Origin of the sequence: Micromonospora fiedleri (assembly GCF_016774385.1) — a bacterium.
GTDB lineage: Bacteria > Actinomycetota > Actinomycetes > Mycobacteriales > Micromonosporaceae > Micromonospora > Micromonospora gifhornensis.
In genome coordinates, this window is the sequence record NZ_JAETXL010000003.1 from 276,592 (window position 1) to 300,711 (window position 24,120).

The 24,120-nt window shown below is 71.6% G+C and carries 23 protein-coding genes; 6 read left to right on the forward strand and 17 right to left on the reverse strand.

Going from position 1 to position 24,120, the window contains the following annotated elements; genetic code table 11:
• Nucleotides 1-3 precede the first annotated feature (3 nt).
• Complete coding sequence (locus JMF97_RS09015) at nucleotides 4-1,188, forward strand: coiled-coil domain-containing protein (RefSeq protein ID WP_203221127.1); 1,185 nt, start codon at nucleotides 4-6, stop codon at nucleotides 1,186-1,188.
• A gap of 300 nt (nucleotides 1,189-1,488) precedes the next feature.
• Complete coding sequence (locus tag JMF97_RS09020; protein WP_007070998.1) at nucleotides 1,489-1,830, forward strand: RNA polymerase-binding protein RbpA; 342 nt, start codon at nucleotides 1,489-1,491, stop codon at nucleotides 1,828-1,830.
• 58 nt (nucleotides 1,831-1,888) lie between these two features.
• On the opposite strand, the gene JMF97_RS09025 is transcribed toward JMF97_RS09020, so the two are convergent.
• The 4 genes from JMF97_RS09025 to JMF97_RS09040 all read right to left on the reverse strand — a co-directional run bounded on the left by JMF97_RS09025 (nucleotide 1,889) and on the right by JMF97_RS09040 (nucleotide 6,610).
• Nucleotides 1,889-2,437: an FxsA family protein gene (locus JMF97_RS09025; RefSeq protein ID WP_203221128.1), complete on the reverse strand. Its 549-nt coding sequence runs from the start codon at nucleotides 2,435-2,437 to the stop codon at nucleotides 1,889-1,891.
• 90 nt (nucleotides 2,438-2,527) lie between these two features.
• The gene (locus JMF97_RS09030; RefSeq protein WP_203221454.1) at nucleotides 2,528-3,331 is read right to left on the reverse strand and encodes a polyprenol monophosphomannose synthase; all 804 of its coding nucleotides are present in this window, start codon (nucleotides 3,329-3,331) and stop codon (nucleotides 2,528-2,530) included.
• A 32-nt stretch (nucleotides 3,332-3,363) separates the two neighbouring features.
• Nucleotides 3,364-4,977: an apolipoprotein N-acyltransferase gene (gene lnt / locus JMF97_RS09035; protein WP_203221129.1), complete on the reverse strand. Its 1,614-nt coding sequence runs from the start codon at nucleotides 4,975-4,977 to the stop codon at nucleotides 3,364-3,366.
• Nucleotides 4,978-5,029: 52 nt separating this feature from the next.
• Nucleotides 5,030-6,610, reverse strand: a complete 1,581-nt coding sequence (locus tag JMF97_RS09040) for a bifunctional NAD(P)/FAD-dependent oxidoreductase/class I SAM-dependent methyltransferase (RefSeq protein ID WP_203221130.1) — start codon at nucleotides 6,608-6,610, stop codon at nucleotides 5,030-5,032.
• A gap of 72 nt (nucleotides 6,611-6,682) precedes the next feature.
• On the opposite strand from JMF97_RS09040, the gene JMF97_RS09045 reads away from it, so the two are divergent.
• On the forward strand, nucleotides 6,683-7,264 hold the full coding sequence (locus JMF97_RS09045) for a helix-turn-helix domain-containing protein (RefSeq protein WP_203221131.1): 582 nt from the start codon (nucleotides 6,683-6,685) through the stop codon (nucleotides 7,262-7,264).
• Between the two features lie 404 nt (nucleotides 7,265-7,668).
• On the opposite strand, the gene JMF97_RS09050 is transcribed toward JMF97_RS09045, so the two are convergent.
• Genes JMF97_RS09050 through kdd form a run of 6 tightly spaced genes read right to left on the reverse strand, consistent with a single transcriptional unit; the run spans nucleotide 7,669 to nucleotide 14,400 of the window.
• Nucleotides 7,669-9,000, reverse strand: coding sequence for a glutamate mutase L (locus JMF97_RS09050; protein WP_203221132.1), 1,332 nt, complete (start codon nucleotides 8,998-9,000; stop codon nucleotides 7,669-7,671).
• Entirely contained in the window at nucleotides 8,997-9,389 is a 393-nt protein-coding gene (kal, locus tag JMF97_RS09055) for a 3-aminobutyryl-CoA ammonia lyase (RefSeq protein WP_203221133.1), read from the reverse strand. The genes JMF97_RS09050 and kal overlap by 4 nt, the downstream gene beginning before the upstream one ends.
• Nucleotides 9,389-10,159: a lysine 5,6-aminomutase subunit beta gene (gene kamE / locus JMF97_RS09060; RefSeq protein ID WP_203221455.1), complete on the reverse strand. Its 771-nt coding sequence runs from the start codon at nucleotides 10,157-10,159 to the stop codon at nucleotides 9,389-9,391. The genes kal and kamE overlap by 1 nt, the downstream gene beginning before the upstream one ends.
• Before the next feature lie 53 nt (nucleotides 10,160-10,212).
• Nucleotides 10,213-11,772: a lysine 5,6-aminomutase subunit alpha gene (gene kamD, locus JMF97_RS09070; protein ID WP_203221134.1), complete on the reverse strand. Its 1,560-nt coding sequence runs from the start codon at nucleotides 11,770-11,772 to the stop codon at nucleotides 10,213-10,215.
• On the reverse strand, nucleotides 11,769-13,340 hold the full coding sequence (locus tag JMF97_RS09075; protein ID WP_203221135.1) for an amidohydrolase: 1,572 nt from the start codon (nucleotides 13,338-13,340) through the stop codon (nucleotides 11,769-11,771). The genes kamD and JMF97_RS09075 overlap by 4 nt, the downstream gene beginning before the upstream one ends.
• Before the next feature lie 4 nt (nucleotides 13,341-13,344).
• Complete coding sequence (gene kdd / locus JMF97_RS09080) at nucleotides 13,345-14,400, reverse strand: L-erythro-3,5-diaminohexanoate dehydrogenase (protein WP_459541058.1); 1,056 nt, start codon at nucleotides 14,398-14,400, stop codon at nucleotides 13,345-13,347.
• A gap of 134 nt (nucleotides 14,401-14,534) precedes the next feature.
• Here kdd and JMF97_RS09085 point away from each other — a divergent pair, with 134 nt between their 5' ends.
• On the forward strand, nucleotides 14,535-15,938 hold the full coding sequence (locus tag JMF97_RS09085) for a KamA family radical SAM protein (protein WP_203221136.1): 1,404 nt from the start codon (nucleotides 14,535-14,537) through the stop codon (nucleotides 15,936-15,938).
• Nucleotides 15,939-15,995: 57 nt separating this feature from the next.
• Here JMF97_RS09085 and JMF97_RS09090 read toward each other — a convergent pair whose 3' ends face one another.
• Nucleotides 15,996-16,181, reverse strand: a complete 186-nt coding sequence (locus JMF97_RS09090) for a CsbD family protein (RefSeq protein ID WP_203221137.1) — start codon at nucleotides 16,179-16,181, stop codon at nucleotides 15,996-15,998.
• Nucleotides 16,182-16,333: 152 nt separating this feature from the next.
• On the opposite strand from JMF97_RS09090, the gene JMF97_RS09095 reads away from it, so the two are divergent.
• Nucleotides 16,334-16,945 carry a histidine phosphatase family protein gene (locus JMF97_RS09095; protein WP_203221138.1) on the forward strand — a complete coding sequence of 204 codons (612 nt, stop codon included), beginning with the start codon at nucleotides 16,334-16,336 and terminating at the stop codon, nucleotides 16,943-16,945.
• A gap of 66 nt (nucleotides 16,946-17,011) precedes the next feature.
• Here the strand turns inward: JMF97_RS09095 and JMF97_RS09100 are convergent, their stop codons facing one another.
• From JMF97_RS09100 to JMF97_RS09120, 5 genes are all read right to left on the reverse strand, one after another.
• Nucleotides 17,012-18,697, reverse strand: a complete 1,686-nt coding sequence (locus JMF97_RS09100; RefSeq protein ID WP_203221139.1) for a CDP-glycerol glycerophosphotransferase family protein — start codon at nucleotides 18,695-18,697, stop codon at nucleotides 17,012-17,014.
• Nucleotides 18,694-20,148 (reverse strand): polysaccharide pyruvyl transferase family protein, encoded by a 1,455-nt coding sequence (locus JMF97_RS09105; protein ID WP_126712957.1) that lies wholly within the window; start codon nucleotides 20,146-20,148, stop codon nucleotides 18,694-18,696. Before JMF97_RS09105 ends, JMF97_RS09100 begins: the two co-directional genes overlap by 4 nt.
• A 306-nt stretch (nucleotides 20,149-20,454) precedes the next feature.
• Nucleotides 20,455-20,952 carry an Lrp/AsnC family transcriptional regulator gene (locus JMF97_RS09110; protein ID WP_203221140.1) on the reverse strand — a complete coding sequence of 166 codons (498 nt, stop codon included), beginning with the start codon at nucleotides 20,950-20,952 and terminating at the stop codon, nucleotides 20,455-20,457.
• Between the two features lie 39 nt (nucleotides 20,953-20,991).
• Nucleotides 20,992-22,134: an acyl-CoA dehydrogenase family protein gene (locus tag JMF97_RS09115; protein ID WP_203221141.1), complete on the reverse strand. Its 1,143-nt coding sequence runs from the start codon at nucleotides 22,132-22,134 to the stop codon at nucleotides 20,992-20,994.
• Nucleotides 22,131-23,252, reverse strand: a complete 1,122-nt coding sequence (locus tag JMF97_RS09120; protein ID WP_203221142.1) for a M24 family metallopeptidase — start codon at nucleotides 23,250-23,252, stop codon at nucleotides 22,131-22,133. The genes JMF97_RS09115 and JMF97_RS09120 overlap by 4 nt, the downstream gene beginning before the upstream one ends.
• Nucleotides 23,253-23,424: 172 nt before the next feature.
• On the opposite strand from JMF97_RS09120, the gene JMF97_RS09125 reads away from it, so the two are divergent.
• Nucleotides 23,425-23,637 carry a hypothetical protein gene (locus tag JMF97_RS09125; RefSeq protein WP_203221143.1) on the forward strand — a complete coding sequence of 71 codons (213 nt, stop codon included), beginning with the start codon at nucleotides 23,425-23,427 and terminating at the stop codon, nucleotides 23,635-23,637.
• Nucleotides 23,638-23,675: 38 nt separating this feature from the next.
• Here JMF97_RS09125 and JMF97_RS09130 read toward each other — a convergent pair whose 3' ends face one another.
• On the reverse strand, nucleotides 23,676-24,056 hold the full coding sequence (locus JMF97_RS09130; RefSeq protein WP_203221144.1) for a VOC family protein: 381 nt from the start codon (nucleotides 24,054-24,056) through the stop codon (nucleotides 23,676-23,678).
• Nucleotides 24,057-24,120 lie beyond the last annotated feature (64 nt).

The following is a 24,120-nucleotide window of genomic DNA, read 5'->3' on the forward strand; positions in this document are numbered from 1 at the left end:
TCGATGGACGCCGAGCCCGCCACCGACACCCGCCCCTGCGCCCACTGCGGTGCCGACGTGCCGCAGCGGGCCGGCGCGGGCCGACCCTTCCGCTACTGCCGGGACAACGACGGCGCCTGCCAGCGTGCCTCCCGCAACAGTCGGATGCGTCACCGCAACGCCCCCGGCCTGCCCGGTCAGGTGGCCCGCACCTGGGAGGCGGTGGACCGGCTCGACCAGATCGTGCAGACGTTGACCGAGGCCCTGCACGCCGAACTGTCCCCGGCCGGGGTGGAACGGCAGCTGGCGCAGGTACGGGCGGAGACGGCCGGTGCGGTCGCCGCGGCGCAGACCGAACGCGACGAGGCGGTGCGGGCGGCCGAGGACGCCGCGGCCCGGGCCGAGCGGGACCGCCGGCAGGCGCAGGCCGCCACCGCCGACCGCGATGCGGCCCGCGTCGACGCCGAGCAGGCCGTGCAGCGGGCGGCGGCCGCCGACGCGCGGGCCGAGCAGGCGCAGGCCGACCGGGACGAGGCCCGCCGGGCCGCGGTCGCCGCCGAGGCGCTGCGCGCGCAGGCACAGGCCGACCTGGACGACGTACGCGCACAGGTGGCGGCCATCCGCGCCGACCTGGACGCCGAGCGGCGTCGCACCGCCACGCTGGTCGCCGAACGTGACACCGCCCGCGCCGAGGCGCACCGCGCCGAGGGGGCCGCCGTCGAGGCCACGGCCCGTGTCGAGGCGCTGCGGGCCGAGGTGGAGCAGGTCCGCGCACAGCAACAGCAGGTGCGGGCCGAACTGGCCCAGGCCCGTACCGACGCCGAGCAGGCGACCGCGCGGCTGGCCGCCGTCCGCGTCGACCTCGACCAGGCGCAGCAGGCCCGGGCGCAGGCCGAGGCGGACCGGCAGCGGGCCCAGGCCACGGCCCGGCAGGTCGGCGTCGACCTGGCCGCCGCGATCGCCGACACCGATTCGTTGCGCGCCGAGCGGGCCGCCGCCGTCTCCCTCGCCGACACCCTGCGTGCCGACCTGGCCGCCGTACGGGAGGCGGCAGCGGCCGCCGACAGCCGCATCGGCGAGCTGACGCAGCGCCTGCGGGCCGCCGAGGCCGACCGCGACGACGCCCGGGAGCGGGTCGCCCAGCTCGCCGGCCAGGTTGCCGAGCTGGCCACCGCGCTGACCCGGCGCGTCCCGGCTGAGCCGCGCTGACCCGCGCACCCACCGGCGGAGCCGCACCGCCGCGCGCCCGGTCGGCGGAGGGCTCGGGGGTGAAGGTGGCGAGGCGCTACGTCGTCGTGGTGGGGCGGCGGGCTAGGATTTGCGCTGACGGCGGCGATGGGCCGCACGACCCGGCCGGGGCGGACCCCGCCGGGCACATGCCGTGGCCGGTTACCCTTGACTGTGCACCCGCGGGTAGCGGGCCGTCGAGGCGTGGCCGCAGGGAATGGCCCGGCGACAGCGGACCGTTACACCGACAGGACCAGCACCACCGAAGAGGGGAAGTCGATCATGGGCGAGCGCATGCTGCGCGGTAGCCGACTGGGCGCGGTCAGCTACGAATCCGATCGCAACACGGAGCTCGCGCCGCGGCAGACCCGCGAGTACCTGTGCGCCAAGGGCCACCAGTTCGAGGTTCCGTTCGCCGTCGACGCCGAGGTGCCCACCACCTGGGAATGCAAGTTCGACGGCAGCGTGGCCCGGCTGGTCGACGGCACCGAGCCGGAGCAGAAGAAGGCCAAGCCGCCGCGTACCCACTGGGACATGCTGCTGGAGCGGCGTTCGATCGCCGAACTGGAGGACATCCTCGCCGAGCGGCTGCAGGAGGTACGCACCCGCCGCGGTCGCGCCTGACCCGTCCGACGACGACGCCCCCGGGAGATCAACTCCCGGGGGCGTCGTCGTTGTCTCGTCAGCGTGGCTCGACGATCTCGCCTTCGATGGCCTGACCGTTGTCGACCACCGGCGCGGCCGGCGGGCGCGGCGCGGCCGGACCGGTGGGCTCCGCTCGGGCCGCCTCGTCCGGCTGCGGGGCACCCCGGTACACCCGCACCCGACGCGGCCCGAACAGGTCACCGGCGGTCATCGACGACACCCGACGCTCAGCGGCCCGCTGCATCCCGCCGCGCGCCAACTTCCGCACCGGCGGCACCAGCAACACCACCCCCACCAGGCCACTGACCAGGCCCGGGGTCGCCAGCAGCAACGCGCCGAGCAACCCCACCAGCCCGTCGGTCACCTGCCGTCCCGGTGGCCGGCCGGACTGCGCGGCCTCCCGGAAGCCCCGCCAGGCGCGGATACCTTCCCGCCGCAGCAGCACCATGCCGAGCAGCGACGCCGCGAACACCAGCAGGGTCGCCGCGCCGAAGCCGATCGCCCGGCCCACCAGCACGAACACGGCCAGCTCCGCGACCACGGACACCAGCAGGGCCAACGGTACGAACCGCAGTGACCGGCGCATATCACCCCATCCGCCGCATGGCGTGTCAACGTACGCGGCTGGCCGGTGCGGCGCAGCCGTCTGCGTACCTCCAGCATGACACGACCCGGCTCACGGCCACCGTGCCTGCCCCGCCGTGACCGCCCGCCACCCCCGACGCACCGCCGTACGCCGGTCGTCCATCGCCCACCCGGTGATCCGCCACAACGCCTCGATGACGATCAGCGGACTCATCTTGCTGGCGCCGCGTTCCCGTTCCGCGAACGTGATCGGCACCTCCGCGATGCGGGCCCCGGCCCGATGCGCCAACCGGCACAACTCCACCTGGAACGAGTAGCCCTGCGAGGACACCGACTCCAGGTCCAGCAGGTCCAGCAGGCTCGACCGGTAGACCCGGTAGCCGCCTGTCGCATCGGCCACCGGCATCCCCAACGCCAGCCGCGCGTACAGGTTGCCGCCCCGCGACAGCAGCAGCCGCCGCAGCGGCCAGTTGACCACCCGCGCGCCGCGCGTCCACCGCGACCCGATCACCACGTCGGCGTCGACGGCGGCGGCCAGCAGAGCGGGCAGATCCCGCGGATCGTGCGACCCGTCGGCGTCCATCTCCACCACCGCGTCGAAGCCCCGCTGCCGCGCCCACGCGAACCCGGCCAGATAGGCCGCGCCGAGCCCCTGCTTGCCTTCCCGGTGCAGCACGTGCACCTGACTGTCGGCGCGGGCCAGGTCCTCGGCGATGGTGCCGGTGCCGTCGGGACTGTTGTCGTCGGCGACGAGCACCTCCACCTGCGGGGCGGCCCGCCGGACCCGACCCACGATCGTGGAGACGTTGTCGGCCTCGTTGAAGGTGGGGATCACCACCAGCACCCGGCCCACCCCAGGCACCTCGGTCATTGCCGGACGAATGGTCTCCTGCATCACCGCTGCCTCCCTCGTACCGGCCCGCGGGTCTAGCCGGGGCGCCGCCGCAGCACCGCCGCGCCGGCCAGCGCGGCCACGGCCAGCCCGGCCAGCAGCACCTCCGGCAGCATCCCGATCCGGGTGGCCAGGGTGCGCCCCTCGGTCAGCGTCAGCTGCCGTACCACGACCGCGCGGGTGTTGAAGCCGGTCGCATCGCTTACCCGCCCGTCCGGGGTGACGAACCCGGACACCCCGACCGTGGAGGCCATCAACGCCGGCCGACCGTGCTCGACGGCCCGCAACCGCACCATGGCCAACTGCTGACGGGCCTCGGCCACGTCGAAGGTGGCGTTGTTGGTCTGCACCACCAGCAACTGCGCCCCACCGGTCACCGTGTCCCGCACCAACCCGTCGTAGGCGACCTCGAAACAGATCACGTCGCCGAGCACCACCGCCGGGGTACGCACCACCCCCGGTGCGGTGCCGGCCACGAAGTCGGCGCGGACCCGGTCGACCTGCTTGCTGACCATCCGGGCGATGTCGCGCATCGGCACGTATTCGGCGAACGGCACCGGATGCCGCTTGATGTACAGCTGCTCCAGGTCAGGGCCGGTACCGGGACGCCACAGCAGCCCCGCGTTGCGCACCTGCCCCTGCTCCGGGCCGCTCAACACCGCCCCGACCAGGATCGGCACCCCGACGGCGTCGGCGGCGGCCGAGATGCGGGCACCGGCGGCCGGGTTGCGCAGCGGGTCGATGTCGCTGGAGTTCTCCGGCCACACCACCAGGTCGGGCTGTGGCCGCGCACCGGCGGCCACCTGGGCGGCCAACTCGATCGTGGCGTCGACGTGGTTGTCGAGCACCGCCTGCCGTTGGGCGTTGAAGTCCAACCCCAGCCGCGGCACGTTGCCCTGCACGATGGCGACCGTGACACTCCCCCCGCTCGCGGACCCGCCCAGCGGCACCAGCAGCGCGCCGGTGAGCAGCACCACCACGGCCGCGCCGGCCCCGGCAACCGGAACCCACCAGCGTGCCGCGGTGGGCTGCCGACGGGCCTGGACCAGCCACCACCCGGCGGCGACGAGCAGCCCACCGGTCACCGCCACCGCGAACGTCACCAGCGGGGCGCCGCCGAGGGCGGCCAGCCGCAGCAACGGCGAGTCGTCCTGACCGAACGCCAACCGCCCCCACGGGAACCCACCGAACGGGGTACGGTCGCGCAGCGCCTCCTGCCCCACCCACAGCACACCGGTCACCACCGGCCACACCGGCGGGAACCGATCGACCAGCGGCGACACCCACGCCGTCGCCACACCCAACAACGCCAGATAGCCGGCCTGCAACAGCGACAACAACACCCACGGCAGGTAGCCGGTGTGCAGGTTCGTCCACGCCAGCAACGGCGCGAACAGGGCCACACCGGTCACGAACCCCAGACCGGCACCGGCCCGCAGCCGCCGCCGGTGCGTCGCCGCGGCCAGCAGCGCCACCCCCACCGGCGCCAACGGCCACCACCCGTACGGCGGGAAGGCCAGCAGCAACGCCAACCCGGCGGCCACCGCCATGGCCAGCGCCACCGGCAGACGCACCGGCGACAGGCGGGGTGGCGGGGTGGCCGCGGCGACAGGGTCCACGGTCGTCACGGGCGAGTCGGGCACGGTCACCCGCCGAAGGCTACCGGGACCGCCGGGGCGGTGACGCCGCCGGTCGGCCGACTCACACCCGCCGGGCCACCAGCACCGCGTCGTGCACGACGATGTCGCGGCCCTGCGGGTCCACCGCGCCACGCGGGCGGGTCTGCGCCACCAGCACCTCGAACTGCTGCGGGTCCAGCTCGGCGGCGACCTGCTCGGCAGTGAACATCATCTCCGGGTAGTGCAGGCGGTGCGCCGTGGACCGCAGGTCACGCGGGTGATGCCCGACGATCAGCAGCCGCCCACCGGGAGCCACCGCCGCGGCCAGCCGCGCGTACAGCTCCCGCCGCGGCTGCGGCGGCAGATGCATGAACTGCGCCGACACCAGGTCGTACGCCCCCTCCTCCAGGTCGCCGCGCAGCAGGTCGGTGTGCACCCACTCGATGCGCTGCGCGACCTGCTCACCCACCTCGCGGGCGTGCTGCGCGGCCCGCTGCAGGGCGGTCTTGGAGATGTCCACCCCGGTGACCCGCCAACCCCGTTCGGCCAGCCACACCGCGTCGGCCCCCTCACCGCAGCCCACGTCCAGGGCCCGCCCCGGGGTCAACTCCGCCGCCTCGGCCACCAGCTGCGGGTTGGGTCGGCCACTCCACACCGCCGGCCGTTCCTGGTAGCGCTGCTCCCAACCGGCCTCGGTGAACGCCTCCTCCCGCAGCCGCCGGTGCCGCGCCACCGCCTGCCGGGTGTCCTCCTCCATCAGATCCGCATTGATCGCCGCCGCGGCGGTGATCCCGGCCCCCGCCGCGCGGATCACCTTCGCCGACAGGTCGGCGACGTTGCCGGCCACCCACACCCCCGGCACCGAGGTGGCCCCCGACGGCCCGGCCGGCACCTGCTCGCCGAGCACATGCCCGAACATCTCCACCGGCTCCGCCGTCAACCCCAACGACCCCAGCAGCTCCGACCGGGCGGTCATCTTCGGACCCACCACCAGCACGTCGCACTCGACATGTTCCCCCGAGGCCAGCCGCACCCCGGTGACCTGGTCGGCGTCGACGGTCAGCTCGGCCACCGGGCCCGGCACCACGGCCACCCCCAGGGCGGCCAGCCGCTCGGCCTCCTCAGCGTCGGGCGCCGGCTCGTGGTGCAGCAGAAGCAGCACGTCGGCGCTCCACTGCCGCCACAGCCGCGCCTGGTGTGCCGCCAGCGGCCCGGTGGCCAACACCGCGATACGTCTGTCGGCCGCCTCCCACCCGTGGCAGTACGGGCAGTGCAGCACGTCACGTCCCCACCGCTCGGCCAGCCCCGGCAGCGGCGGCAACTCGTCGACCAGACCGGTGGTGACCAGCAGCCGCCGCGCCCGCACCGTACGCCCGCCGTCGACGGTGACGGTGAACTCGTCGCCGTCGCGGTCGACGCCGGTGACCCGCCCGGTCACCAGCTGCCCGCCGTAACCGGCCACCTCGTCGCGGCTGATCGCCGCCAACTGCGCCGGCGGCATGCCCTCCCGACCCGGGTAGTTGTGCACCCCGGCGGCCGGGGCGTTACGCGGCTCACCGGCGTCCACCACCAGCACCGAACGGCGTGCCCGGGCCAGCGTCAACGCCCCCGCCAGACCGGCGGCCCCGCCACCGACCACCACCACGTCGTACCTGTCGTCCATGTCCGCTCCCTCGTCGGTTCTGTGCGTCACCATCCACCCGCACCACCGGTGACGACAAGTATTGTTGCCGTTGTGGCAAACGACGAGGCGGCGGTGCTGGCGGCGGTGGGTCCCCGCCTGCGGGCCCTGCGCAAGAACCGCGGCACCACCCTGAGCGAACTCGCCGACACCACCGGCATCTCGGTGAGCACCCTGTCCCGACTCGAATCCGGACAACGCCGCCCCACCCTGGAACTGCTGCTGCCGCTGGCCCGCGCCCACCAGGTGCCGCTGGACGAACTGGTCGGCGCCCCCGCCGTCGGCGACCCCCGGGTACGGCCCCGCCCGATCGTCCGCCACGGCACCACGTTCCTGCCGCTGACCCGCCGCCCCGGCGGCCTGCAAGCCTTCAAACAGATCCTGCCACCGCACAGCCCCACCGAGACGCAACTACAGTCCCACGAAGGCTACGAATGGCTGTACGTGCTCTCCGGCCGGCTGCGACTGCAACTCGGCGACCACGACCTGATCCTCGAACCGGGCGAGGTGGCCGAGTTCGACACCCGCACCCCGCACCACGTCAGCAACCCCGGCCCCGAAACCGCCGAGGTGCTCAACCTGTTCGGCCCGCAGGGCGAACGCCTGCACGTACGGGCCCGACCCGCCACCGGCTGACCGACCCGCCACACCAAGTCGGGGCGCGGCGTGCGCCGCGCCCCGATGCTCCCAGGCCCTTCCCGGCCGGTGGGGCGAGAGTGCGGCACGCCGACCTTCGGACCGACACGACGGTGACTGGCTGTCCCCGTCGGGCCGTTGTCTACTGGCCGTGCACCTCACCCTGCCCGTACACCGGTAACCGCGGCCGGTTCGCGCCGCCCCGCCGACCCCCGCCCGCTGGACCTGGCCGCCGCAACAACATGTCGCTCGGCCAGCGGACGAAGGGACGAAGCGAACAACAGCCACTTCCCGTGGTAGGACTCAAAGACGGTACGTGGGCCACCCCCGCCCTTGTCAACCCACCACCGCCGAGTCGTCACCACACATCGGCGTGTCGCATCCCACCCGGGCGGTGTGGCCGGTCAACCGAGCAGCGACCGCAGCAACCCGCGCGCCGCCACCGGATACTCCCCCACCAGCAGTCCCGCCGCCGCCAACACGTAGTCCACATCGACCACCGGCCGCGCCGCCCGCGGCACCGCCCACCCACCGGCATGATCGGTCAACACCGCGTCCAGCACACCGGTCGCCTCGTTGTCCCGGGCGTGGCGCAACACCCCACCCGACCCGACCAGCAGCCGCACATCCCGCAGATCCCGACCCGACCGCTCCCCCGTACCCACCCCACGGGCATGCCGACGCACCGCCACCGTCGCCGCCAACGCCGCGATCCGCGCATCCACCGCCCGCCCCGCCGCATCGGCCGGCAGAAACCCCGGATCGGTGGCCCGCCGCGCCGCCGCCGGCGCCAACTCGTCGCGCTCAGCCGGCCCCACCAGCCGTTCCTCGACCGCGGCCCGCACCACCCCCGGCGCACTCCACCGCATCCCCAGATCACCCTCGACCGTGCGGGCCCGCCACAACGAACCCGCCACCTCCCGACCCGGCCCGGAGGCCCGCTCGTCCGGCGTCAACACCGAATACACGTCCGTGGTGGCCCCACCCACATCCACCACCACCAGGTCACCACCGGCCACCTCGGCCAACGCCTCCACCCCGGTCAACACCGCATCCGGGGTCGCCGCCCGCACCAGGCCGGCGAACCTGCGCCCCCGCGACAACCGCTTACCACCGATGACGTGCCGCAGGAACACCTGCCGGATCGCCTCCCGCGCCGACGCCGGCGCCAACACCCCGATCCGCGGCAACACATTGTCGGCCACCGTCACCGGCACCCCCGCCGCCGCCAACAACCCCCGCACCTCGTCGCGGACATCCCCGTTGCCCGCCACCACCACCGGCACCCGGAACCGGGCCCGCGCCAGCCGCGTCGCGTTGTGCAGCAACGTCTCGGCGTCCCCACCGTCGGTGCCACCGACCAGCAGCACCACATCCGCGCGGGCCGCCCGCAACGCCGTCAACTCACCCCGACCGAGCCGACCGGCGGCCACATGCACCACGTTCGCGCCCGCCGACAAACCGACCCGCCGACCCGCCTGTGCCGTCACCAGCGGCTCGTAACCCACCACCGCCAGCCGCAACCCACCCCCCGCCGACGAACACACCAACCACGGCACGTCCCGCGCCCCCAGGCCCGCCAACGCCGACCCGACCGCCGCCTCCAGGCCGTGCAGCACATCCGTGTCCACCGACGTACGCGCCGACGCCGACGCCACCAGCCCACCGCCGTCGAGGTCGACCACCAGCGCCTTGGTGAACGTCGAACCGACGTCGGCGCAGACCGCGACCCTCACGCCGCCGGCGGAACGACCACCGTGCCGGTCGCCGTCACCGCCACCACCGGCTCCGCCAACACCTCCGCCGCCGACCCACCCCGATCAGGCCGCCCCCGACACACCACCCGCGCCTCGAAATCGAGGGTGCGGCTACGGGTACCGACCCGCGTCACCGTCGCCACCACCTCCAGCACGTCCCCCGCCCGGATCGGCGCCCGGAACTGCACATCCGAATAGGACGCGAACAACCCCTCGTCCCCGTCGGTGCGGATACACACCTCCGTGGCCACATCACCGAACAACCCCAACGCGTACGCCCCGTCGACCAGATCACCGGCATAGTGGGCGTGCGAATACGGCACGTACCGGCGGTGCGTCACCGACAACCCGACCCGCGAATCAGACATCACTTCACCCTCTTGTCCGTGTTCCTGTCCGTGACCAACGCATGGACCAGATAACTGGCCACCTCACCCGGCGTCGTCCCCCGACCGAAGATCCGATCCACCCCAAGCTCGGCCGCCATCGACTCGTCGAACCGCGGCCCACCCACGATCAGCAACGGCCGCCGCCCCGCCGGCAACGCCTCCCGAAACGCCGCCGACATCTCCCGTGTGTTGTGCAGATGCGCATCCCGCTGCGTCACCACCTGCGACACCAGCACCGCGTCGGCGCGTTCCCGCCGAGCCGCCTCGACCAGCTCCGGCACACTCACCTGCGCACCCAGGTTCGTCACCTTCAACTCCCGGTAGTACTCCAGGCCCTTCTCACCGGCGATGCCCTTCACATTCAGGATCGCGTCGATGCCGACCGTGTGCGCATCCGTGCCGATGCACGCCCCCACCACCGACAGCTTGCGGCGCAACCGCCGCTTCACCACCGCGTTGACCTCCTTGGCACTCAGCAGCGGAAAATCGCGCTCCACCACCTGCACCTTCGCCAGGTCCACCAGATGGTTCACCCGCCCGTACACCACGAAGAAGGTGAACCCGTCACCGATCGGCTTGGCGTGCACCAGCATCGCCGGATCCATGCCCATCTTGTTGGCCAACTGCACCGCAGCGCCCTCAGCCCGCTTGTCGTGCGGCACCGGCAACGTGAACGACACCTGCACCATGCCGTCACCCGTGGTGTCCCCGTACGGCCGCACCACCGTCTTCTCGCTGCGTTCGCTCATGCTGTGCTGGCTGGGCATGCCCTCACGGCCCTCGCTGCGCTCGGTGCGTTCGCTCATGCCGACTGCTCCAGGATCTCGGTGGCCGGGTTGTAGTAGTCCGCCTCGTGCCGCGCCACCCCGTCCAGGCCCTTCCCCCGATCCGCCGGCCGTTTCATGATCCCGAACGTGCCCTCGGCGATCGCCGTCAACAACGACTGATCCCCGATCCGCTCCAGCAGCTCCACCGCCTCACCGAGCACCCGATGCGCCCGCTGCTGGATGAACCCACCCGGCGCCGGCACGAAATCCTCGTGCAACCCGCCCGCCGCACCCAGCACGTACCGCACGTTCTGCAACGCGATGTCCCGATCCGACAACCACGGCGTCACCACCGCCTCGGTCATCATCCCCACCAGCAGAATGCCCTGCCCCGTCATCGTGCCCACCAGATTGAAGAACCCGTCGAGCAGATTCCCCCGGAACACGTCACCGGTCATGTGCTTCGTCGGCGGCATCCACTTCAACGGCGCATCCGGAAACAACTCCCGCGCCAACAACGCGTGCGCCAACTCCAACCGCAACGACTCCGGCACATCAGGATTGATCTCGAACGCGTGCCCCAACCCCAACTGCCAGTCCGCCAACCCCGCCTCATGTGCGAAATACTCGTTCAACAACTGCGACACCGTCACCGTGTGCGCCTCGTCGACCGCGTCCGCAGTGGTCAGATAGTTGTCCTCACCGGTGTTGATGATGATCCCCGCCCGCGCGTGCACCTGCCGCGAAAAACGCTGATCCACGAACGTCCGAATCGGATTGATGTCCCGGAACAAAATCCCGTACATCGAATCGTTGAGCATCATGTCCAACCGCTCAAGACCCGCCAACGTCGCCATCTCCGGCATACACAACCCCGACGCGTAATTCGTCAACCGCACATAGCGGCCCAACTCCTTCGACGACGAATCCAACGCCGCCCGCATCAACCGGAAATTCTCCTGCGTCGCGTACGTGCCCGCGAACCCCTCCCGCGTCGCCCCCTCCGGCACGAAGTCCAACAACGACTGCCCCGTCGACCGGATCACCGCGATCACATCCGCCCCGGCCCGCGCCGCCGCCTGCGCCTGCGGAATGTCCTCGTAGATGTCCCCCGTCGCCACGATCAGATAGATCCACGGCCGCCGCGCCGGATCCCCGAACCGCCGCACCAGGCGCTCCCGCTCCGCCCGCCGCCGATCGATCAGCCGAACCCCCGCACCCACCGCCCTACGCGCCGCACGCCGCGCCGCCGTCGCCGCCTTCCCCGACGGCACCTCGAACCGCACCGACCCCGCCGCCGCCTTCTGCGCCAGCAACGTCACATCGGTGATCTGCTCCCGCGCCAGCGCATCGAACACCGGCAACGCCACCCCATGCCCCAACCCCACATCCGCCACCACGGCATCCACCAGCCGATTCACCCACGGAATACCATCCGGATCCGCACCGGCGACCCCCGCCAACCGCAACACGGCCCGCTCCACCGACACCGTGGTGTGGCTCCGCGCCAACTCCACCACCGGACGCCCCGCCCGACGCGCCAACTCCCGCGCCCGCGCCACCAGCACCGGATCCAGATCAAGCTTGCCCGTCACGACAGCCCTTCCCCCTCATAGATCACGTCACCGCGCAACACCGTCGCCCGACACACCGGCAACGGCGTCGGATCCTGCTCCCCCCGCAACTCCGGATCCTCGGCCTGCAACACCGGCAGACCCCGCTGCACCCCCGCCGGCGTCGACCACACCGCGAACGTCGCCGGCGCCCCCAACGCCAACACCCCCTCGCTGTCCATATGCACCGCCCGCCAACCACCCCGGGTGTGCGCCGCGAACGCCGCCCGCACCGTCATCCGCTGCACCGGACTGTGATGCGCCACCGCCGCCCGCACCGAACCCCACGGATCCAACGGCGTCACCGGCGAATCCGAACCGAACGCCAACGTCACCCCCACCCCGTGCATCGCCCCCATCGGATTCGACGCCAACGACCGCTCCAACCCCAACCGCGTCTCGTACATCCGCCCCGCACCACCCCACAACCGGTCGAACGCCGGCTGCATCGACGCCACCACCCCGTACTCCACGAAAGCGGCGATCAACCGCCGATCCATCACCTCCGCGTGCTCCACCCGATGCCGCGCCGCACGCACCCGATCCGTACCCAGCCGCTGCGCCGCCGCCGCGAACCCCGCCACCACCGTCGAGATCGCCGCATCACCGATCGCGTGGAAACCGCCCTGCATCCCATGCGCCGCACAGTCCAACAGGTGATCACGCACCTGCTCCGCACTCAGATACCCGTGACCACACCCGTCACCGTCGACGTACGCCTGCGACAGAAACGCCGTACGCGACCCCAACGCCCCGTCGGCGAACAGATCCCCACCGGCACCCACCGCACCCAACTCCCGCGCCCGGGCCGCACCACCCAACTCGCCCCAGTACCCGTACACCTCCGGCACCCCCGCACCGGAGATCGACAACAAGCCGGTGAAATCCTCCTCGTCGGAGATCTCCGGCCCACCACACTCGTGCACCGCCGCGATCCCCAACGACGCCGCATGCGCCAACGCCACCCGCTGCGCCGCCATCCGCTGCGCCCGCGTCACCGACGCCCGCGCCGCCGCCCGCACCACGTGATGCGCGTCCAGCCGCAACCAACCCGACCCGTCGTACCCGGACACCGCCGCCGCCTGCGGACACGCCCCCAGCAACGCCGAGGACACCAACGCCGAATGAATCGACGCCTGCGACAGATACACCCGCCGCCCACCGGCCGCCCGCCCCAACTCCACCGCCGAAGGCGGCTGCGGCACCGCCCACGTCGACTCGTCCCAGCCATGACCCAACACCACCGCGTCCGCCGGCAACCCCGCCGCGAACGCCGACACCGCGTCCAACAACTCACCGGCCGACCGCACCCCGGACAGGTCCAGGCCCGACAACGCCAGCCCGGTGTCGCTGACATGCACATGCGCGTCCACGAACGCCGGCGTCACCAACGCCCCGGCCAGGTCCACCACCCGGTCGGCGGCCGGCGCGTCCGCGTCCGCACCCAACCAGGCAATCCGCCCATCCCGTACCAACAGCGCCGTCGCGGACGGTTCCGCCGGACAATGCAGCACACCACCGCGGTACAACGTCGAGGGGTTGTTCGTCATGGCCTCAGTCTGCCGCCAGCCGAGCCTCGAACAGCCCCCGCACCCCCGGATCGCCCCGCAGCAACCCCAACGCCAACTCCGCGTGTCCCGGCACGTACCCGTTACCGACCAGCATCATCACGTCCGCCGCCAGGCCCTCCGCGCCCAACGCCGCCGCCGAGAAACTCGTCGCCATCGAGAAAAAGATCACTGTGCCGCCGTCGGCCGTCGCCAGCACCGCACCGTGCTCACAGCCCGGCACGTCCACGCAGACCACCGTCACATCCGCCGGCACCCCCAACGCCGACGTCACCGCCGTCGACAACGCCACCGGATCCCGGGCGTCGGCCAGCGCCACCGCATCACACAACCCGGCCGCCACCAGCGCGTCCCGCTCCGCCGCCACCGGCACCACCCCGACCGTACGACCCGCCCCCGCCTGCCGCGCGGCCGCAAGCGACAGCGAACCGCTCTTACCCGCGCCACCGATCACCGCCACCGTCACCGGTGACCCGTCGCCCGCCCGCTCGGCCACGTACCGCGACACCACCCGCGCGGTAAGCGCCGGCGCCCCGCACACGTCCAGCACCGCCAGCGACAACTGCGGATCCAGATCCTCCGGCAGCACCGCCGCGACCGACCGGGCGAACAGGATCGCCCACCCGTCACACGGCACCTGCTCACTACGGCCGTCCCAGCGGGCCAGACCGTCGGTCACCACCAGCGGCGTCAACGTCAGCGACACCAGCGTGGCGACCCGCTCACCCGCCTTCAGCCCCAGCGGCGAACGCCGACCGGCCTCCTCGACCGTGCCGATCAACATGCCACCCGACCCGGTCACCGGGTTCTGCATCTTCCCCCGCGTCGAAATGATCTCCAGAACCTCGGCGCGGACCGCAGCACCGTCACCGCCGTGCTTGTCGAACAGCTGACGGAAACTCGCCGCGTCCAGGTTCAGCCGCTCCACCCGGATACGTACCTCGTTCGCCGCGATCTCCGGGCGCGCGTCCAAGCGCCAGGCGGCCTGCGGCAGCACCCCCGCCGGTTCCACGACGCGGTGCAGACCCACCGGTGACGTCACGCCGACCTCCCTGTCCGACCGCCTGAAACCCCCGGCCGAGGCTCGCGAGGCGGGAAAACTTACGGCAGACTAATTTCTTGACCGGATATTTTCCAGTACCCTTCAGATTCTTCGATCAACCACCAGGAGGGGCCGTGACCCAGACCCACCCGCCGGTGCAGAGCACCCCGGCTGCCCAGCCGGCCCCCGCCAACACCACCGGCCAACCGTACGAATACCGACGCACCCCACTCGTCGAACCCGACTGGACCCGCTTCCCCGGCTGGCGCCACGTCACCCGCGACCAGTGGGAAAACGCCCAGTGGCAGCGCGTCAACTGCGTGAAGAACGTCAAACAACTGCGCACCGTGCTCGGCGACACCGTCGACGAGAGCTTCTACGCCGACCTGGAAGCCGACCAACGCGCGCTGGCCACCATGTCCATGCTGGTGCCGCCACAAATGATCAACACGATGGTGCCGTCCGCGCCCCCGAGCACCGAAGCACTGCTCGCCGACCCGATCCGGCGCTACATGATCCCGGTCGCCTCCGACCGCCGCACCGACTGGCCCTCACACCCCTACGCCAGCCGCGACTCCCTGCACGAACACGACATGTGGGTCGCCGAGGGCCTCACCCACCGCTACCCCACCAAGGTCCTCGCCGAACTGCTCGCCACCTGCCCCCAGTACTGCGGCCACTGCACCCGCATGGACCTGGTCGGCAACTCCACCCCCGCCGTCGACAAGCTCAAACTCAGCCTCAAGCCGGTCGACCGCTACGACGCCCACATCACCTACCTCAAGGCCCACCCCGGCGTACGCGACGTGGTCGTCTCCGGCGGCGACGTGGCAAACGTGCCCTGGCGCAACCTCGAGTCCTACCTGATGCGCCTGCTGGAGATCGAGACCATCCGGGACATCCGACTCGCCACCAAGGCCCTCATGGGCCTGCCCCAGCACTGGCTGCAACCCGACGTCGTCGAGGGCCTGGAACGGGTCGCCCGCACCGCCGCCCGGCGCGGCGTCAACCTCGCCATCCACACCCACGTCAACCACGCCCAGTCGCTCACCCCACTGGTCGCCAAGGCCGCCCAGACCGCCCTCGACGTCGGCGTACGCGACGTGCGCAACCAGGGTGTGCTCATGCGCGGCGTCAACGCCACCAGCAAGGACCTGCTCGACCTGTGCTTCGGCCTGCAGGGCGAAACCGGCATCCTGCCGTACTACTTCTACATGTGCGACATGATCCCCAACGCCGAGCACTGGCGGGTGCCGGTCTGGCACGCCCAGCAGCTCCAGCACGACATCATGGGCTACCTGCCCGGCTACGCCACTCCCCGGATCGTCTGTGACGTGCCGTTCGTCGGCAAGCGCTGGGTGCACATGGTCACCGAGTACGACCGCGAGCGCGGCATCTCGTACTGGACCAAGAACTACCGCACCTCCATCGAATCCGCCGACCTGGCGGCGTTGAGCAAGCGGTACGCCTACTACGACCCGATCGACACCCTGCCCGAGGCCGGCCAGCAGTGGTGGCAGACCCACCGCGACGACTGACGGCACGTACCGCGAAGGGGCCCCCGGGATCATCCGGGGGCCCCTTCGCGTCGCTCGTCACCGGTTGAAGGCGTTCTTCGCCTTGTTCTTCATGTCCTCGCCCGCCTGTCGCGCGCGGGCCTCGGCCTGCTCGCCGGCGCCCTCGGCGCGCATGCGCTCGTTGTCGGCCATGTCGCCGATGCGCTCCTTGGCGGTGCCGCTCATCTCCTCGACCTTGTTCTTCGCCTTGTCGATGAAGCTCATCTCGCCTCCTCTGCTCGGCCGGGACGGCCAAGCCCCGTGCTGTTGGTGTCCCCGGGTGTCGCGGGTGAAAACCCGAGGCGGGTGGCACATCGCGTAGGGTGTCCTAGGATGCTAGGTGATCGGCGGAAGGCGGGGACTGGTTGACTGGGCCAATGGGACAGATCACGCTCATCCGACACGGCGCCACCACCTGGAGCACCGCGCGACGGCACACCTCGTACACCGACCTGGACCTGACCCCCGACGGCGAACGGCAGGCCCGATCGCTGCGTCCCGCCCTCGCCGACGAACGGTTCGTCGCGGTGGTCGCCAGTCCCCGACTGCGGGCGGTACGCACCGCCGACCTGGCCGGCCTGACCAGCACCGACACCGACGAGGACCTGGCGGAATGGAACTACGGCGACTACGAGGGACGGACCACCGCCGAGATCCACGAAGACCAGCCGGGCTGGAGCGTCTGGACCGACGGGTGCCCGGGCGGGGAGTCCCCCAGCGAGATCGGCGGACGCGTCGACCGTCTACTCAGCAGGCTCCATCCCCTGCTCGACAAGGGTCACGTCGCCCTCGTCGGCCACGCCCACTCGCTGCGCGTGCTGGGTGCCCGGTGGGTCGGCCTGCCACCGTCGGCCGGCGGACTGCTGCGACTGGACACCGCCACCCTCAGCCTGCTCGGCACCGAACACGGACGCCGGGTCATCCTGCGCTGGAACCACCCGCCCGCACCGCCGGTCGACGCGGTGGACGCCACCACGGCCCGACACTGACCCACGAAACGGCGACTGGCTCCGCCCCGGCGTGCGCCGGAAGGCGGAGCCAGTCGCCGCGACAGGTCAGAGGTAACGATTCGCCTCGTCGATGAAGTGCTGCGCGTACCCCTCGGACGGGATGTCGCCGAGGTAGTACTTCTTCAGGTCGTGCCGGATGGCCGCCAGCGGGTCGCTGCCGAGCAGCTCGTCGAGCACCGGGTCCAGGTTGGTCACCCGGCCGCTGTGCGCGTCGATCACGTACGACGCGCGGGCCAGCGGGAAGGCGTCGGTGAACCGCTCGGCCGGCGTGGAGACCGCGACCATCGCGAACGGCTTCTCCGAGTACAGGTAGTCGGCGACCACACTGGACACGTCCGACACCATCGCGTCCGAGGCGTTGAAACAGTCCACCACCGACATCTTCGTCTCGGCCTCGGCACCGAACACGTGCTTGCGGCCACTGGACCGACGGTCCTCGGCGAGCAGCGCCTTGATCCGCTCCGACTCCTGCGTCAACGCCGCCGAGCGCATCGTGTACGGGTGCGGCCGGAACACGATGCTGCACCCCCGCGAGATCAACGCCTTGACGATGTCGTAGCCCACCAGCAGCGACGAGTAGTTCGAGTCGGCGTAGAAGCCGGCCCACGTCGGCGCGTACAGCACCCGCGGCGCGGTCAACGAGGCGATCGGCGCGGCGGCGATGGCGACGTTCTCCACCTGCGGACGCCCGACGATGCTGAACATCTCCGCCGGCATGCTCACCCCGTTGGCCGCGAAGCGGTCCACTGCGGCCTGACCGGCGACGAAGTTCTTGTCGTACATCCGGAAGACCGGGTTGTGGCTCGGTACCTTGTCGCTGTCGCCGTGGTTGAGCTGGATGTGCGTCAGGTTCGTGTACCGCACGAGGTGGTTGTTCTTCGTCGCCGTGTTGACGTAGAACGCCGCCCGCAGCGACGGGACGATCACGTCGTCGATCTGGGTCAGCCCCGACCGCATGACCACGGGCACCGTGGTCAGCCGCAGCACCTCGTTGAAGTTGGCCTCCGAGCGCACCAGCACGAAGAACTTCTTGCCCAGCCGCTCCAGGTAGGGCAGCCACATCCCGACCTGGTACGCGGTACCGGCCGGTGCCTCCCAGTGCAGCAGGAAGGCCGGCTCGTAGGCGGCCAGCGCCGCGTTCAACCGCGTCTCGCTGGCGTGCCGGGCCCGTACCCGGGTCACCGCCTGCCAGCCGGTGAACGCGATCAGGGCGAGCGCGGCCACCGACACCACCAGCGAGATCACCTCAAGGGTGCCGGCGAACGCGCAGCCCAGCGCCACCACCACGGCAGCGCCGTTGACCAGCACCGCCCGACTGGTGTTGGGCCGCAGGTTGGGCCGCAGACCACTGCCGCGCAGATTGGCCGACACCGGATAGACCGAACGGGACGTCGCCGTCACCACCGGCTCGGCGAGAATCGCCAGCGCCGCCACGCCGACCCCCAGGGCCAGCACCAGATCCGCGCCGGAGTGCACCACGCCCAACAGGTAGGCGCAGGCCAGCAGGAGCAGGCGGATCACGAGTGTCGAACCGGAGGGGGTCGGACCGCCGCTCAGCGCGTTGCGCCACAGGTAGCCGAGCAGGCCGACCGCCACCAGGGCCGGGGGCAGCGCCCACCACGGCGAGTCCGCCACCGCCGCCAGCAGCAGGGCGAGCAGTGCCGCCACCTCGGCGGCCAGCGCAGGCAGTCGGCCCGCCAGCCACCCCCGCAACCCGGACTTGGCGCTCACCGGCGGGCGCCCGTCGACGTGCCGTTCATCCGCAGCACCCGGCTGACCCGGCCGCGCCAGCTCGCCAGGAAGGTCTGCTGGACCTTCAGTTCCTTCTCCAACTGGGTTACCCGCTCCTCGAGTGACTTGTATCCGCGGGGCTCGCGGAAGGGGGGTTCGAAGTCGTAGGCAGGTCGGGCCAGGTCACCGTCGTGGCCCTGCCGCAGCCAGCGCAGCCGCGACATGACCTGGCGACGCCCGACGGCGTCCGAGGCCATCAGCGTGTGCACCGGCCCGGGGAAGTTGGCGGAGGCGATCGCCTTGTCGTAGGCGGGGTTCTCCTTGCCGGGCTGGAACACGTGCTCGAGGTCGTTGTGCTCCAGGAAGCGCAGGTAGGTCTCGAAGGTCGGCACCTGGCGGGGCAGGAAGGCGTCGAAGTCGGCCTCCTCGTAGAGCCGCTGCGCGTCGACGTCCGGCGGCAGGTCGGCGTAGAGGCGGTACGGGATGCCGTGGTACTCGGCGAGCTCGACGGTGCGCGAGTCGTGGGCCAGCACCACCGCCGGCGTACCGGCCAGCACCGCCGCGACGTTGCCGTGGATGCGGGTGCCGAAGGCGAAGTGCTGCTCGGCCATGAACTCGACCCAGGTCGAGGCGTCCACGAAGAAGCGCATCCGGTCGTTCTCGTACAGCGGGTGCTCGGTGTGGATGGGCATCCGCTTGTTGCCGACCTTGGCCGGGTTCTCGCCCCAGAGCATCAGGGCGAGACGGTGATGCTGCTGCGGCACGATGACGCTGTTCGGGTAGCGGTCGGTGTTCGCCTCGACCAGCCGGTCCACCCCCTTGACCTTCGGGGTGTACGAGATGGCCAGCGGGCTGTCGTAGCGCAGGTGCCCGACCTTGCGCACCAGCGGCCCGAGCGGCCCGTTGCCGAACATCGACGGGCAGCCGATGACCCGCACGTGCTCGTCACCGAAGCCGAGGTACTTCAGCATCCGGGCGGTGTACTCACCGCGTACGCCGATCGAGGCGGAGCGGTCCAGTACGGCCCGGGTGAACCGGGTGACGATGCGCTTGTACTCGTCGGGCAGGGAGTCGAACTCGGTGCCGTACGGCAGCTGGGCGCCGATGCCGACCACCGTGACGGGGATGGTCAGCTTCTCGATGACCTTCGCGAGTCGTTCCAGGTGCGGCAGGAAGGTGTCCCGGTACGAATTCGCCATCGGCAGCACGAACCGGTCGAACTCCTCGTTCGTCCGCGCGATGTACCGGCCCAGGTGAACCGGACGTTCGTGCACGTACGAGTTGGCGACCAGCTCGGCGTCGGGCACGCTCAGCGCCCGGAAGACCGCGCTGTAGAAGAGCATGTTGCCGGAGTTGGACCCGAACACCCCGAGCCGCGAGGTGGACAGACTCTGCTCGTGGGACAGCACTGTCGCCGGATGCTTGCCGGCGCGTACGAGGATGCGTGTCATGAGCGGGCACCGGACCCTGTGTGGCTGAACCGCGACCGTGCCGGTCGGAACATCTCATCCTCCCCTTGACGACACCCCGAGCGACCCGGTGCCGCGGCACCACCAGGGAACAGCGCGCGTGCTGGCTCGCGCCGCTCACGATCGGGTCTCACTTCCGCAGAATCAGGGATGGATCCTAGCTCCGTATCCCGAAAGTTCACCGCACCGGGGTCGGATGTTCTTGATCATCTCGTCGCATTCCGCACAATCCCCTCAGCCCTCACCAGACGCCATCCCGAAACACCTGGTCAGGGCGGGGCCGCTCGGCTACCCGCCGGACGGCTCGGCGGCGACACCACGCGACCGAGGCTGCTCCGCCGGCTGCGCGAGCTTCGGCGGACGGTGCTCGTACGGGGTGGAGAGCACCACGGTCGTCCGGGTGGTGACGTTCGCCGAGGTCCGGATCTCCTGCAGCACCCGCTCCAGGTCCGCCGGCCCGGCCACCCGCACCAGCAGCAGGTAGAAGTCCTCCCCCGCCACCGAGTAGCACGAGTCGATCTCCGGCAGATGGGCCAGGCGTTCCGGCGCGTCGTCGGGCTGCGAGGGGTCGAAGGGCCGGATCGCCACGAAGGCGGTCAGCGGCAGGTCGAGCGCCTCGAAGGAGACCCGCGCGCCGTAGCCCTTGATGACTCCGCGCTGCTCCAGCCGGCGTACCCGCTGGTGCACCGCGGAGACCGACAGGCCGACCCGCTCGGCGAGGTCCGTGTACGACAGCCGACCGTCGACGGTCAGTGCCGCGACGATGGCCCGATCGATCTCCTCCACGGCGTGCAACCTACCCGCTGAGCGCCCGATGTGCGACGTTCAGCCCTTCGCCAACGCCCGGGAAATCACCATCCGCTGGATCTGGTTGGTGCCCTCGACGATCTGCAACACCTTCGCCTCCCGGAAGTAACGCTCCACCGGATGATCGGCCACGTAGCCGGCGCCGCCGAGCACCTGCACCGCGTCGGTGGTCACCCGCATCGCCACGTCGGTGGCGAACAGCTTCGCCTTGGCCGCCTCGATCGAGTACGGCCGGCCCGCGTCCCGCAGCCGCGCCGCCGCCAGCGTCAACGCCCGGGCGGCGGAGATCTGGGTGGCCAGGTCGGCCAGGGTGAACCCGAGCCCCTGGAACTCGATGATGGCGCGGCCGAACTGCTGGCGCTCGCGGGCGTAGTTCACCGCGTAGTCCAACGCCGCCTGGGCCAGCCCCACCGCGCAGGCGGCGATGCCGAGCCGGCCGGAGTCCAGCGCGGCCATGGCGATGGTGAAGCCCTTGCCCTCCCCGCCGATCAACCGGTCGGCGGGGACCCGGGCGTCGTCGAAGACCAGCTGCGCCACCGGAGAGGAACGCAGCCCCATGGTGCGCTCGGCGGTCTGCGGCTCGATCCCCGGCGTCGCCCGGTCGGCGAGCAGGCAGGAGATGCCCTTCGGGCCGGGGCCGCTGGTGCGGCAGAAGATGTTGTAGAAGTCGGCCGTGTGGGCGTGGGTGATCCAGGCCTTGGTGCCGGTGACGACGTACTCGTCGCCGTCGCGGACCGCCTTCGTGGTCAGCGCCGCGGCGTCCGAACCACCCTGGGGCTCGGAGAGGCAGTACGCGCCCAGCAACTCGCCACCGATCATGTCCGGCAGCAGGCTGCGCTGCTCGTCGGTGCCGAACGCGGCCACCGGGAAGCAGGACAGGGTGTGCACGCTTACCGCCTCGGCGACGGTGAGCCAGCGGCCGGCCAGAATCTCCAGCACCTGCAGGTAGACCTCGTAGGGCTGGGCCGCGCCGCCGTACTCCTCGGGGTACGGCAGCCCCAGCAGGCCGGCCCGGCCCAGGGTGCGCAGCACCTCCCGGGGGAACTCCCCACGCTGCTCGTGCTCGACGACCTTCGGCGCGAGTTCCCGGTCGGCGAGTTCGGTGGTCAACTCCAGCAGGTCGTGGGCCTCGTCGGTGGGCAGGATCCGCTCGACGGTCATAGCTCGATCAGCTCCGTGGTGGTGGTGTTGAGCCGACGTACGCCGTCGGTCGTGCAGACGACGATGTCCTCGATGCGGGCGCCGTGCCGCCCGGCGAGGTAGATGCCCGGTTCCACGGAGAAGGCCATCCCCGCGACCAGCGGCCGGTCGTTGCCGGCCACCACATACGGCTCCTCGTGGCCGTCCAGGCCGATGCCGTGCCCGGTACGGTGCAGGAAGGCCGCGCCGTACCCGGCGGCGGCGATCGGCTCGCGGGCCGCGGCGTCGACCGCCTCGGCGGTCACCCCCGGACGGACCGCCGCCACGGCGGCGTGCTGCGCGTCGCGCAGCACCGCGTAGTAGTCGGCGAACTCGGCCGGCGCCGGGCCACCGGCCACATAGGTGCGGGTGCAGTCGGAGCGGTAGCCCGAGGGCATGGTGCCGCCGATGTCCACCACCACCGGCTCACCGGCCCCGATCGGCCGGTCGGCGGTGCCGTGGTGCGGGCTGGCCCCGTTCGGGCCGGCGGCGACTATCACGAAGTCGACGGTGACGTGCCCGGCGGCGCGGATCGCCGCGGCGATGTCGGCGGCCACCTCCACCTCGGTACGCCCCGGCCGCAGCCACTCGCCCATCCGCTCGTGCACCGCGTCGATCGCCGCGCCGGCCTCGGCGAGCGCCGCGATCTCGGCGGGCGACTTGACGATCCGCAACTCCCGCAGCACCTCGGAGGCCAGCCGCTGCCGGGCGCCGGGCAGCACCGCACGCAGCGCGAGGACCTGCTCGGCCCACATCCGGTCGGCCAGCCCCACCGCGTCGACCGCCCCGTCGAGCGCCGCAGTCACCAGCGGGTACGGGTCGCTGCCGTCGGCGTGGTCGACGATGCGCACGCCGGTGGCCGGCGCCGGCGACGCCTCGGCCGCGGGTCGTTCCAGGGTCGGCACGATCAGGGTCGGCTCGCCCTCGGCGGGCAGCACCAGCAGGGTCAGCCGCTCACCGGCGTGCGCGTCGTAGCCGGTGAGGTAGCGCAGGTCGGAGCCGGGGCTGAGCAGCAGGGCGTCCAAGCCGGCGGCGGCGATGGCGCGCTGCGCGGCCACCAGTCGCTGCGGCGGGTAGAGTTCGTCGATTCCCACCCGCACAGCTTAACGGTCGTTTGGGGGCGGGTTCTGTGGACGGTCGCGCCGAGCGTAGCCCGCCGACCGGTCAGGAATCGAGAAGCACTCCGCGCCGCAGCGCAGCAGGCTGACCTTCAGGACATCCCGCCCGGCACGTCCCGTCGGGCCGGGCAGCTCATCTCTGCTGGAGGTCGCCGTGCGCTGGAACAATATCGTCCGACAGACCCACCGATGGACCTCGATCACCTTCGTGGTGACGGTCATCGTCGCCTTCGTCGCCGCCGCCCAGGCGGAACCCGCCGAATGGCTCTTCTACCTGCCGTTGCCCCCGCTGGCCCTGCTCCTGTTCACCGGGTTGTACCTGTTCGTGCTGCCGTACGCCGTCCGCCGGCGACGCACCGCGAGCTGAGTGGGGCGGCGACGCACCGCGAGCCGCCCCGACCCGGCTCAGTGCATCAGCCAGAGGCAGAACGGGTGGCCGTCCGGGTCCAGGCAGACCCGGACGTCATCCTGCGGCTGGAACTCGGCCAGGGTCGCGCCGCAGGCCAACGCATGTGCCAGGGCGGCGTCCAGATCCTCGACGCCGATCTCCAGGTGCATCGACATCTGCTGGCGGCCCGGCTCGGCCGGCCAGGTCGGGCGGACGTACGCCCGTTCCCGCTGGAACGACAGCCCGACGCCACCGTCGGCGTGGTGCAGGATGACGTCGTCGGCCTCCTCGACCTTGATCTCCCAGCCGAGCAGCCGCACGTAGAAGCGGGCCAACGCGGCCGGGTCCGGCGTGTCCAGGTTGACCGTGGTCAGCGTCAGCCGGGTCGGTACGGACATCTGTTGTCCTCCTGGTCGTGCCGGGCACCCCGAACGTCGGTGGGGTGTGCCAGGCTGTCGGACG